Consider the following 11630-nt stretch of genomic DNA (forward strand, 5'->3'; position numbering starts at 1 on the left):
ACGAGAGGCGATGACGGCCGAGCTGGTGCGGGGACAGAACCACCCGCTCTCCCAGGCGCATCTGGAGATCCGGATCTCGGCCGGTGATCCCGTGGTGGCCGCGGCCACACTCGGCGACGAGGACGGCAGGGTGCGCGGCGCCGAGTGGGTGGCCCACCCCGGCGCCCCGGTCCTGCCCGGACTCGAGGTCTCCCGGCAGGCGGCCGCCGAGCACCGGCTCGCGATCGATCTCGCCGCCGTGCCCGAGGCCGTCCACCGCGTCAACGTGCTGCTCGCCCTGCCCTCCGGGGCGGGCGGCCCGGACCGGTTCGGTTCCGCGGCCGCCCCCTTCGTCGCCGTCACCGGCCTCGACGGCACCGGCATCGCCGGTTACACGATCACCGGCCTGGACAGCGAGTCCGCCGTCGTCGCCGTCGAGCTGTACCGCAGACAGGACGCCTGGAAGGTGCGCGCCGTAGGGCAGGGCTACGCGGGCGGACTGCCCGCACTCCTGACCGACCAGGGGCTGCCCGAGGCCCGGCAGCTCGCCGGGGCCATCGAGGAGGCCGTGGCCCGGGGACTGGCCCGCTCGGTCGCGGCGCCTCCACCGCGCACCCCGGACACCGGACGCGCCCGGCAGACCGCCGCGCCGGTCACCGGTCAGGACCAGGGCCCCACGACGGCCCAGGGCACCCCCGGGGCGGTGCCGCCGCAGCCGGGACCGCCGCACCAGTCGGACGAGCCGGGGCGAACCGCCGGCACCGCGCAGGACGGGCCGCGCACGGCCCCGCCCGCCGGGCGGCCCACGCCCCCGGACGCCCGGATCGACTACACCCACCCCGGCCGCCGCGCCGCGGTGACGCCGCCCGCCCCGCCCGCGCCCCCGGCCGAACCCGGCCGCCCCGGGCAGCCGGTCGCCGGGGACGCCACCGGCTGGTCCATGGACGAACGCCTCTACAACCAGGTGTGGGGGATGTTCGAGGACCTCGCCCGCACCACGGCGGCGTACCGCAGCGCGGTCGACTTCGCCGACTCCCGGATGGAGAAGGAACTCGACCAGCTGCTGTCCGACCCGCGCAACCGGCTCGACGGCTCGGGGGCCGCACGCGAGGCCGTCCGCGGCAAGCACGCCCGGCTGGTCGAGCAGGCCAGGGAGGCCCTCGACCGCGATCTCGCCCAGCTGACCGCGGAGTGCGAGGTCGTCGAGCCCGCGCTGCCGCCCCCCTACGCGGGCTGGGACAACCCCGTCTGGCACGGCTACCGGGTGCCCATGGAGATCCCGATGGCGCTGCGCCTCGGCGACCTGCGGCTGCCCGAGAGCGCGGGGCTGCGCATCCCGATGCTGGTGAGACTGCCGCTGGAGCGGGGGCTGTGGATCGACAGCGGGCCCGTACCGTCGGCCGACGGCGCCCTCGCGGACCAGGCGGCCGTCCGGCACCTGGCGATGGAGACCGCGGTCGCGACAGCCGCCCGGCTGCTCGCCGTCCACCCGCCCGGCGAGTTCGGGGTGCATGTCGTCGACCCCGCCGGGACGGGAGCACGGGCGCTCGCGCCGCTGGTGCGGACCGGGGTGCTCGCCGGACCGCCCGCCGCCGGTGCCGCGGGGGTGACGGACGTCCTCACCCGGCTCACCGAACAGGTGGACCTGGTACAGATGGCGGTGCGCGGCGGCGCCGCCGACGCCCTGCCGCCCGGCCTCGACACGGCCGGGCGACTGCTGCTGGTCAACGACTTCCCGCACGGTTTCGACGACCGGTCGGTGACGCGGCTGCGTTATCTCGCGGACGAGGGCCCGGCCGTGGGCGTCCATCTGCTGATGGTGGCGGACCGCGAGGACGCCGCCGGGTACGGGCCGCTGCTCGACCCGCTGTGGCGTTCACTGCTGCGGCTGACCCCCGTGGCCGACGATCATCTCGCCGACCCCTGGGTGGGGCACGCCTGGACGTACGAGCCCGCGCTCGTCCCGCCCGGCAGCGGGGTGCTGGAGCAGGTGCTCACCCAGGTGGCGACGGCCCGCCGGGAATGGGACCGGTGACGGCCGACCTGCCTTGACCAAGTACAGGTAAAGGACCCGTGAGCTGCGCATTTTGATTTTCCTTTACCGATCTCTTTACCTTTCCTTGGTGATTGGGTACTGTCTTCCGTACGGAGGGAAGTGCGCGAACGCCACCTCCGGCAGCGACACGCTGTACTGACTGCCGCTATGTGCCGGAGGCGCAATGGATGTATCCGTGACCCTGTGGGTGCTGACCGTCGGGGGCCTCGCCGTCCTCATCGCGGTCGACTTCCTGATCGGACGCACACCGCACGACGTGTCCATCAAGGAGGCCGGTGTCTGGACGGTCGTCTGGGTCGCCCTCGCCGCGCTCTTCGGGCTGGGGCTGCTCGTCTTCGGGGGAGGACAGCCGGCCGGCGAGTTCTTCGCGGGCTTCATCACCGAGAAGTCGCTGAGCGTCGACAACCTCTTCGTCTTCGTACTGATCATGGCGAAGTTCGCGGTGCCCTCGCAGTACCAGCAGCGCGTCCTGCTCGTCGGCGTCCTGATAGCGCTGGTGCTGCGGGCCGCGTTCATCGCCGCGGGCGCCGCGATCCTGGCGAGCTTCTCGTGGGTCTTCTTCCTCTTCGGCGCGTTCCTCATCTGGACCGCCTGGAAGCTGATCCAGGAGGCCCGGGCCGACGAGGAGGACACGGAGTTCGAGGAGAACAAGCTGCTCAAGGCCGTCGAGCACCGCTTCGGCGTCGCCGACCGCTACCACGGCACCAAGCTGTGGATACGCCAGAACGGCAAGCGCGTGATGACGCCGATGCTGGTCGTGATGCTCGCGATCGGCACGACGGACGTCCTGTTCGCCCTCGACTCGATCCCCGCGATCTTCGGTCTCACCCAGGACCCGTACATCGTCTTCACCGCCAATGCCTTCGCCCTCATGGGACTGCGGCAGCTGTACTTCCTCATAGGCGGCCTGCTGAGGAAGCTGGTCCACCTCTCCTACGGCCTGTCGATCATCCTCGGCTTCATCGGGGTCAAGCTCCTGCTGCACGCGCTGCACGAGTCCGGGGTGCCCGTCCCGGAGATCGGCATCCCGGTGTCGCTCGGTGTGATCTGCGCGGTCCTGGCCGTCACCACGGTCACCAGCCTCCGGGCGTCCCGGAAACAGGCGCAGACCGTGCGGGACGAGCCGGACCGGGTGGCCGGTGAGGACGCTCCGAAGGACAGCGTCCGGTCCTGACCCCGGTACCGGCCGACGTGACGGCGCCATGGCGGAGGGCCACCGTGATAGACCGGGGACCGAGCGGCGGTCGCCGAGGACCGTCCCTGACCGTCCGAACCGGACCGGAGGAACCGTGCCCCGCACCCTGGCCGACGCCCCGATCATGATCCTCAACGGGCCCAACCTGAATCTGCTGGGCCGGCGCCAGCCGGAGATCTACGGCTCCGACACGCTCGCCGACGTCGAGGCGCTGTGTGCCGGGACGGCGGCCGCGCACGGCGGGACGGTGGACTGCCGGCAGTCCAATCACGAGGGCGAACTGGTCGACTGGATCCACGAGGCCCGGCTGCGGCACTGCGGGATCGTCATCAATCCCGGTGCCTACTCGCACACCTCCGTCGCGATCCTCGACGCCCTGAACGCCTGCGACGGGATGCCGGTGATCGAGGTCCACATCTCCAACATCCACCGGCGCGAGTCGTTCCGGCACCACTCGTACGTCTCCCTGCGCGCCGACGGCGTCATCGCGGGGTGCGGAGTGCAGGGCTACGCGTTCGGGGTGGAACGGGTGGCGGCACTGGCCGGTACGGGACGGACGGAGGCCTAGGGCCGCGGCGGTCGGCGTCCGCCGGTGCAGGAGCGCCGACCGGACGCCCCCGTACCGAAGGTGACCGGGCCGGCCGTGTGCTCCCGGAGCCCCGCCCGGGCCGCCGGTCGAGGGCGGGGATCAGGAGAGTGACCGGCGGCCCCTGCCGTACGGGAGCCGTCATCCCGTGCGGGGCGGGGCCGACTCCAGTGGACCGCGCGCCCACGGGTGCCGGGAGCGCGCGCGGGGCGCCGGAAGGGGCGAACCGTTCACACGGGGTGCGTGGAAGCACGGTGAGCGCCCCCGGTGGTCACCATCCGCGGGCGTGCCACTCCGGCAGACGGGGCCGTTCCGCACCGAGCGTGGTGTCGTTGCCGTGTCCCGGATAGACCCAGGTCTCGTCCGGCAGCACGGCGAAGATCTTCGTCTCGACGTCGTGGATCAGGCTGGCGAACGCCTCCGGGTCCTTGCGCGTGTTGCCCACCCCGCCCGGGAAAAGGCAGTCGCCGGTGAAGACGTGCGGGTGCCCGTGCGGATCGTCGTAGACCAGCGCGATGGAGCCCGGGGTGTGCCCCACCAGATGGCGCGCCGTGAGTGTCACATGTCCCACCCGTACGGTGTCGCCGTCGTCGACGAGGACGTCGGTCGGCACGGGGATGCCCTCGGCGTCGTCCCGGCCCGCGTACGTGCGCACGCCGGTGGCCGCCACGATCTCGGCGAGCGCCTGCCAGTGGTCGCCGTGCCGGTGCGTCGTGACGACGGACGCGACGCCGTCGGCACCGATACTGCCGAGCAGGGTCTCCGCGTCGTTCGCGGCGTCGATCAGCAACTGCTCGTCGGTGTCCCGGCAGCGCAGCAGATACGCGTTGTTGTTCATCGGGCCGACCGCGATCTTCGTGATGATCAGGTCCTTCAGCTCGTGCACGTCGGCCGGGCCGCCGACCCGCACCTCTCCGCGGTACGTCATGGCCGTCAGCCTATAGCGGCGGGAGGGCCGGGAGCGGGCCTCCGGAGACGGACAGCGCCGATCCGTCGCGACGGCCCGCGAGCCAGCCCAGCAGATCCGCCGGGGCGCCCGTGACGGTCACCTCCGGCGTGTCCGCCTCCCGTCCGGTGCGCCACTCGCGGCTGCCGTCCGTGAGCCGGGTCGGCGGGACGGCGGGGTGGCCCAGGAAGCGCTCGGCCAGGAAGCCGGTCTCGCGCTCCGTGAACTCCGCGGGCACCTCCTCGAGCTCGTAGCCGATGCCCAGGTCGACATGGTGCAGCTCCACCTCCGCCCAGCGTCGGAAGGGCACCCGGGACGCGGTGTCGGTGACGCCGTTGCGCAGTTCCACGGTGCGCGACCAGTCGGTGGTCGCGGCCCACGCCGCCCGGAGGCGGTCCGCGCTGTCGCGCAGGTCGGTGAGCTGGACGTCGAGGGGGCGGGGGGCGTCACGCTCGATGTCGGCGTCCCGCGCCTCGGCCGAGTCGTACATGGGGAGGCCCCGGACGACGTTCACGAGGGCGTCGGCGTTGCGGGCGAGGTGGGCGAGCACATGGCCCCGGCTCCAGCCGGGCAGCCGTGACGGCCGGGCTGCGGAAGCGTTGTCCAGTACGGCGGCGCCGGTGCGGAGCCGTTCGGTCGCGTCGTGCACGGACACCAGGTCGCGTTCGTGATCCATCATGCCGTCGACCCTAGGCCCTGTCGGCCCGGCCCCCCACTCCTTCGGGTGAAGGTGGCGGACCCGGCCCCTAAATCGAATGTGCGTGCTATATCGTCGTGAGTGGCGTCGGGCATGCTGGAGAGCCGGGAGTTGTTGAGCAACCTGGAATCCGACCGGCGTTGTCAGTGGCTCCCCCTAGTCTGAGGAAGGCGGGGGCTTTGCCCCTGTCACTTCTCCCAAGAAAGGTGCGGACCGGCGTGGCCGACCGTCTCATCGTCCGTGGCGCGCGCGAGCACAACCTGAGGAATGTCTCGCTCGACCTGCCGCGCGACTCGCTCATCGTCTTCACGGGCCTGTCAGGGTCGGGCAAGTCCTCGCTGGCCTTCGACACCATCTTCGCCGAGGGGCAGCGGAGGTACGTGGAGTCGCTCTCCTCGTACGCCCGCCAGTTCCTCGGCCAGATGGACAAGCCGGACGTCGACTTCATCGAAGGTCTCTCGCCGGCGGTCTCCATCGACCAGAAGTCGACCTCGCGCAACCCGCGCTCCACGGTCGGCACCATCACCGAGGTCTACGACTATCTGCGCCTGCTGTTCGCGCGCATCGGCAAGCCGCACTGCCCCCGGTGCGGCCGTCCGATCTCGCGCCAGTCGCCGCAGGCCATCGTCGACAGGGTGCTCGAGCTGCCGGAGGGCAGCCGCTTCCAGGTGCTGTCCCCGCTGGTGCGCGAGCGCAAGGGGGAGTTCGTCGACCTCTTCGCCGACCTCCAGACCAAGGGCTACAGCCGCGCCCGGGTGGACGGCGCGACCGTCCAGCTCTCCAGCCCGCCCACGCTGAAGAAGCAGGAGAAGCACACCATCGAGGTGGTCGTCGACCGCCTGACGGTCAAGGACGGCGCCAAGCGCCGCCTCACCGACTCCGTCGAGACCGCCCTCGGCCTGTCCGGCGGCATGGTCGTGCTCGACTTCGTCGACCTCCCCGAGGACGACCCCGAGCGCGAGCGCATGTACTCCGAGCACCTGTACTGCCCGTACGACGATCTGTCCTTCGAGGAGCTCGAGCCCCGCTCGTTCTCCTTCAACTCGCCCTTCGGCGCCTGCCCCGAGTGCACCGGTATCGGCACCCGTATGGAGGTCGACCCCGAGCTGATCGTCCCGGACGAGGACAAGAGCCTCGACGAGGGCGCCATCCACCCGTGGTCGCACGGCCACACCAAGGACTACTTCGACCGGCTGGTCGGCGCCCTCGCGGAGGCACTGGGCTTCCGCACCGACATTCCCTTCGCCGGTCTCCCGCAGCGGGCGAGGAAGGCCCTGCTGCACGGCCACAAGACCCAGATCGAGGTCCGCTACCGCAACCGCTACGGCCGCGAACGCGTCTACACGACGCCTTTCGAGGGCGCCGTCCCCTTCGTCAAGCGGCGGCACGGCGAGGCCGAGAGCGACGCCAGCCGTGAGCGCTTCGAGGGCTATATGCGGGAGGTGCCCTGCCCCACCTGTGAGGGCACGCGTCTGAAGCCGGTCGTCCTCGCCGTCACGATCATGGGGAGGTCCATCGCCGAGATCTCCGCGATGTCGATCAGCGACTGCGCGGAATTCCTGGGCGGGATGAAGCTCAGCGCCCGGGACAAGAAGATCGCGGAGCGGGTCCTCAAGGAGGTCAACGAGCGGCTACGTTTCCTGGTCGACGTCGGTCTCGACTACCTCTCGCTCAACCGCGCCGCCGGCACGCTCTCCGGCGGCGAGGCACAGCGCATCCGTCTGGCCACCCAGATCGGCTCGGGCCTCGTCGGCGTCCTCTACGTCCTCGACGAGCCGTCCATCGGTCTGCACCAGCGTGACAACCACCGGCTGATCGAGACCCTGGTCCGGCTGCGCGACATGGGCAACACGCTCATCGTCGTGGAGCACGACGAGGACACCATCAAGGTCGCCGACTGGATCGTCGACATCGGCCCCGGCGCGGGCGAGCACGGCGGCAATGTCGTGCACAGCGGTTCGCTCGGGGAACTGCTCGCCAACACCGAGTCGCAGACCGGTCAGTACCTCTCGGGCCGGAAGTCGATCCCCCTGCCGGACGTGCGGCGTCCGCAGGACCCGTCCCGGCGGCTCACGGTGCACGGGGCCCGCGAGAACAACCTCCAGGACATCGACGTGTCCTTCCCGCTGGGCCTGTTCACGGCCGTCACGGGTGTGTCCGGATCCGGCAAGTCGACCCTGGTCAACGACATCCTCTACACCCACCTGGCCCGCGAGCTGAACGGGGCGAGGAACGTCCCGGGCCGCCACACCCGCGTGGCGGGCGACGATCTCGTCGACAAGGTCGTGCATGTGGACCAGTCGCCCATCGGCCGTACCCCGCGCTCCAACCCGGCGACGTACACGGGCGTCTTCGACCACGTCCGCAAGCTGTTCGCGGAGACCACCGAGGCGAAGGTCCGCGGCTATCTGCCCGGCCGCTTCTCCTTCAACGTCAAGGGCGGCCGCTGCGAGAACTGCGCCGGCGACGGCACAATCAAGATCGAGATGAACTTCCTCCCGGACGTCTACGTCCCGTGCGAGGTCTGCCACGGCGCCCGCTACAACCGGGAGACCCTGGAGGTCCACTACAAGGGCAAGTCCATCGCCGAGGTGCTGAACATGCCGATCGAGGAGGCGCTCGAGTTCTTCGAGGCCGTCCCCGCGATCGCCCGCCACCTCAGGACCCTGCACGACGTCGGCCTCGGGTACGTCCGGCTCGGCCAGTCCGCGACGACCCTCTCCGGCGGCGAGGCGCAGCGCGTCAAGCTCGCCAGCGAACTCCAGCGCCGCTCCACGGGACGCACGGTCTATGTGCTGGACGAGCCGACGACCGGTCTGCACTTCGAGGACATCAGCAAGCTGCTGAAGGTGCTGTCCGGGCTGGTCGAGAAGGGCAACACGGTCATCGTCATCGAGCACAACCTCGATGTGATCAAGACGGCCGACTGGGTCGTCGACATGGGGCCGGAGGGCGGCGCGGGCGGCGGTCTCGTCGTCGCCGAGGGCACCCCGGAGGAGGTCGCCGGAGTGCCCGCCAGCCACACCGGCAAGTTCCTCCGGGAGATCCTGGCCCCCGAGAGGATCAGCGACGCCGTTCCGGCGGCACGGACGGGCGGCACGGTCAGGAAGCGGGCCGTGCCCGCGAAGAAGACGGTACGGGCGCGCAGGGCCTGAGCCCGGCCCCCGTACGTGTGTGCGGTGCCTCGCGGGAACTCCCGGGGGCACCGCACGTCGCACCACCGGGCGCCCCGCCCCGGTTCGGGCGACCCCGCTCCGGCCCGCCCCGTTCCTACGCCTCGCCGAGTTCGGACGCGTACGGCGGTTCCGCCCCGGCCCGCGAGCAGGTGACCGCCGCCGCCCGGGCCGCGAACCGCAGCAGCCGGGTCCATCCGTCGGGCCCCAGCCCGGCGAGCGCCGCCGGGGAGAGCGCGTCCTGTGCGGCCAGCCCGTGCAGCAGCGCCGCGTTCACCGTGTCACCGGCCCCGATGGTGTCCACGACCTCGGTCTTCTCACCCGGTACGGAATGCTCCGCGCCGTCCCGGGTGAACACGGTCAGCCCGTCGCCGCCCCGGGTCATCACCACGGCCGACGGACCGGCCGCGAGCCACTGGCGCGGCGAGCCGCCCAGCCACCCGGCGTCCTCCTCGGAGAGCTTCAGCAGGGTCACCGACGGCAGCCAGCCGAGGAAACGCGCCCGGTAGGCGTCCGCGTCCGGGATCAGTCCGGTGCGGATGTTCGGGTCGAGCGCCGTGAAGACGCCCTGGGCCGCGGTGGTCCCCAGCAGTTCCCCGTAGGCGCTCGCACCCGGCTCCAGGACCAGCGAGCAGGTGCCGAAGGACACCGCGCGGACCCCCTCCGGCAGGGCGGCGGGTGCCGTGAACAGCCGGTCGGCGGTGCCCTCCACATAGAAGGAGTACGCGGCGGACCCGTGGCCGTCGATCGTGGCGACCGCGAGCGTGGTCGGCTCCGCCCCGCGCTGCACCCCCGACACGTCCACGCCCGCCCGCCGGAGCCCGTCGAGCAGGGCCTCGCCGAAGGCGTCGCAGGACACGCGGGAACAGAACGCCGTGGGGGAGCCGAGCCGGCCGAGGGCGACGGCCGTGTTGTACGGGCCGCCCCCGGGGACGGGGGAGAGTCCCGCGAGGGCACCGGAGCCCTGCGGTACGAGGTCGATCAGGGCCTCACCGGCGACGACGATCACGAGCGGTTCCTTTGCGGTGCCGGCCCCTGCCCTGCTGGGCACTGCGCTGTCCCGCCCCGGGCCGCGCGGGCCTTCCGGCGGCCAAGGTATCCCATCGCCGGCTGCGCACGAGTGCCCGCGTCATCGACGGGCCGTCCCCGCGCGCCCGCTCCGGTTGTCCCTGCGCGCCCCGCTTCACGGCCCGCGCCTGAGCGCCCGCGCCGGTGAGCGCCCGCGCCGCTGTCCGGTCGCCGTGCCCCCTGCGCCGCCGCGCATCCCCGGCCGCTAAGGTCGGGAGCGGCCCCCACCGTGCGGGCCCGACCGGCGACCGATGACCGGCGACCGGCGATCGACCGCCGGACGGTGCGCCCCGCCCCGACCGAGGGAGGACCCTCATGCCCGGCCGACCCTCCGCGACCCGCCGTACCGTCCTGCGTGCCGCGGCCGTCACCCCCGTGGCGGGTCTCGCCGCCACCGCCTGTTCCTCCCCGGGAGGCACCTCGGCGGCCGGACCGACCGCGCCCGTGGAACTCGGTGCGGCGAACGAGGTCGGCAAGGGCGGCGCCCGGCTCTACCAGGACCAGAACGTCGTGGTCAGCCGGGCCGCCGACGGGACCCTCAAGGCGTACAGCTCGATCTGTACGCACGCGGGCTGCGCCATCGACAAGCTGGCGGGGACGACCCTGGTCTGCCCCTGCCACGGCAGCGAGTTCGACGCCCGCACCGGCAAGGTCCTGCGCGCACCGGCCACCGCGCCGCTGGCCGCGCTGCCGGTCGTGACGAAGAACGGCAGGATCGTCGCGGGGCCCGCCGCCTGAGCCGTCCGGCCGGACCCCGCCGGGCCCGGTCCGGCGCCGTTCCCGGCGGCGCGCGCCCGGGATCCTCGGTCCCGTCCCGCCTCCCGCCCCCGTCAGCTCCAGTCCCAGCCCATCCCCACGATCCCCGCCCTGACCCGGGGCTCCACGAGGTGTGCCGTGTGGTGGCGGGCGGCCAGGGGCAGGTCCAGCAGGCCGGTGCGCGGGGCCGCGGGAGAGTGCTGGGCGAAACGGTGGCACCGCGCGGGGAGGACCGCCGCGTCGAAGCGGACCTGGAGGGTGTACTGGCCTCCGGAGGAGCCGAAGCCCCGGGCGTACTCGTGCGACACCCCGGCGGTGCCGTCCTCGACGCCGTAGCGGAAGAGGAACGTATCTCCGGACCGCAGTCGCGTGTCGAAGAGCAGTTCGGCGACCAGCACCCCGGTGCCGTCGTGACGGCGGATACGTCCCGCGCGGCAGTTCTCCAGGGCGTGGACGGACATCCCGCCGGGCGAGCAGCCCGGGTCGCCGTGGTGGACGGCCACGAAACGGTCCACCCCGTCCCGCCGTGCGCACACGATGTGGTGCGACTCGCGTGCGGCCAGCTCGCGGTGCGCCCCGATCCGTACCCGTTCGTGGAGGCCGAGCATGTGCAGACCTCCGTCGGACGGCGCGTCCAGCTCGGCCAGCAGCCGCTCCAGCACGTCCGACGCCTCCACCAGGGCCCGGTACGAGCGGGCCGCGGGACGCCGGGCGGCGGTGCGCTCGTCGGCCTCGGCGAGCAGCCGGATCAGCGACTCCTCCGGCAGCCGGAGGATCTCCTCCAGCGCGCGCACCGCCCGCAGCGACTCGGGGCGCTGCGGGCGCCGCGCGCCCTGCTGCCAGTAGCTCAGACTCGTGACGCCGACCTTGACGCCGTGGCGCGACAGATGGTGCTGCACGCGCTGGAGCGGCAGCCCGCGCGCGGCGATCGCGGCGCGGAGCGCGACATGGAAGGGGCCGCCCTGCAGGGCCGAGTGCAGGTCGGTGGAGACGTCGTCCGTGCGCTCCGTGGCGTGCCGCATGGCAGGGGCCTTTCTGTGAAGGACGCGGCGGCTGGTCGGACCGCCCGCGCGGGGCCGGGCCCGCCGCGTCGGCGCCGGGAATTCACCGGCAGGTCCGTACGCCGTCGTCCACGGCCCCGAGTTCCCCCGCATTGAAGCGTGTTGACCAAGCC

9 protein-coding genes are annotated in these 11630 nt (G+C 72.5%); 5 read left to right on the forward strand and 4 right to left on the reverse strand.

The window, feature by feature from the left end; translation table 11 throughout:
• The first annotated feature begins 10 nt into the window (after positions 1 to 10).
• The 3 genes from ABZ862_RS09865 (at position 11) to aroQ (ending at position 3798) form a co-directional block, all read left to right on the forward strand.
• Entirely contained in the window at positions 11 to 2014 is a 2004-nt protein-coding gene (locus ABZ862_RS09865; protein ID WP_360955162.1) for a TerD family protein, read from the forward strand.
• A 184-nt stretch (positions 2015 to 2198) separates the two neighbouring features.
• On the forward strand, positions 2199 to 3209 hold the full coding sequence (locus ABZ862_RS09870; RefSeq protein ID WP_360955165.1) for a TerC family protein: 1011 nt from the start codon (positions 2199 to 2201) through the stop codon (positions 3207 to 3209).
• A gap of 115 nt (positions 3210 to 3324) precedes the next feature.
• On the forward strand, positions 3325 to 3798 hold the full coding sequence (gene aroQ, locus ABZ862_RS09875; protein ID WP_360955168.1) for a type II 3-dehydroquinate dehydratase: 474 nt from the start codon (positions 3325 to 3327) through the stop codon (positions 3796 to 3798).
• A 289-nt stretch (positions 3799 to 4087) separates the two neighbouring features.
• Here aroQ and ABZ862_RS09880 read toward each other — a convergent pair whose 3' ends face one another.
• Together ABZ862_RS09880 and ABZ862_RS09885 are read right to left on the reverse strand one after the other, a co-directional pair.
• The gene (locus ABZ862_RS09880) at positions 4088 to 4744 is read right to left on the reverse strand and encodes an MBL fold metallo-hydrolase (protein WP_360955171.1); all 657 of its coding nucleotides are present in this window, start codon (positions 4742 to 4744) and stop codon (positions 4088 to 4090) included.
• Positions 4745 to 4754: 10 nt separating this feature from the next.
• On the reverse strand, positions 4755 to 5441 hold the full coding sequence (locus ABZ862_RS09885) for a maleylpyruvate isomerase family mycothiol-dependent enzyme (protein ID WP_360955174.1): 687 nt from the start codon (positions 5439 to 5441) through the stop codon (positions 4755 to 4757).
• A gap of 236 nt (positions 5442 to 5677) precedes the next feature.
• On the opposite strand from ABZ862_RS09885, the gene uvrA reads away from it, so the two are divergent.
• Positions 5678 to 8614 (forward strand): excinuclease ABC subunit UvrA, encoded by a 2937-nt coding sequence (uvrA, locus tag ABZ862_RS09890; protein WP_360955177.1) that lies wholly within the window; start codon positions 5678 to 5680, stop codon positions 8612 to 8614.
• A gap of 115 nt (positions 8615 to 8729) precedes the next feature.
• On the opposite strand, the gene ABZ862_RS09895 is transcribed toward uvrA, so the two are convergent.
• Positions 8730 to 9641: a carbohydrate kinase gene (locus ABZ862_RS09895; RefSeq protein ID WP_360955180.1), complete on the reverse strand. Its 912-nt coding sequence runs from the start codon at positions 9639 to 9641 to the stop codon at positions 8730 to 8732.
• Positions 9642 to 10015: 374 nt separating this feature from the next.
• Here ABZ862_RS09895 and ABZ862_RS09900 point away from each other — a divergent pair, with 374 nt between their 5' ends.
• The gene (locus tag ABZ862_RS09900) at positions 10016 to 10438 is read left to right on the forward strand and encodes a Rieske 2Fe-2S domain-containing protein (protein WP_360955183.1); all 423 of its coding nucleotides are present in this window, start codon (positions 10016 to 10018) and stop codon (positions 10436 to 10438) included.
• Positions 10439 to 10530: 92 nt separating this feature from the next.
• On the opposite strand, the gene ABZ862_RS09905 is transcribed toward ABZ862_RS09900, so the two are convergent.
• Positions 10531 to 11478, reverse strand: coding sequence for a hypothetical protein (locus tag ABZ862_RS09905; protein ID WP_360955186.1), 948 nt, complete (start codon positions 11476 to 11478; stop codon positions 10531 to 10533).
• Positions 11479 to 11630 lie beyond the last annotated feature (152 nt).

It is taken from the genome of Streptomyces sp. NPDC047000 (genome assembly GCF_040644295.1).
Lineage (GTDB): Bacteria > Actinomycetota > Actinomycetes > Streptomycetales > Streptomycetaceae > Streptomyces.

What these genes read in the sequence shown, in the direction of transcription:
- ABZ862_RS09865 (WP_360955162.1), top strand. Translation starts at nt 11, where the DNA reads ATGACGGCCGAGCTGGTGCGGGGACAGAACCACCCGCTCTCCCAGGCG.
- ABZ862_RS09870 (WP_360955165.1), top strand. Translation starts at nt 2,199, where the DNA reads ATGGATGTATCCGTGACCCTGTGGGTGCTGACCGTCGGGGGCCTCGCC.
- ABZ862_RS09880 (WP_360955171.1), bottom strand. Translation starts at nt 4,744, where the DNA reads ATGACGTACCGCGGAGAGGTGCGGGTCGGCGGCCCGGCCGACGTGCAC.
- ABZ862_RS09885 (WP_360955174.1), bottom strand. Translation starts at nt 5,441, where the DNA reads ATGATGGATCACGAACGCGACCTGGTGTCCGTGCACGACGCGACCGAA.
- ABZ862_RS09900 (WP_360955183.1), top strand. Translation starts at nt 10,016, where the DNA reads ATGCCCGGCCGACCCTCCGCGACCCGCCGTACCGTCCTGCGTGCCGCG.
- ABZ862_RS09905 (WP_360955186.1), bottom strand. Translation starts at nt 11,478, where the DNA reads ATGCGGCACGCCACGGAGCGCACGGACGACGTCTCCACCGACCTGCAC.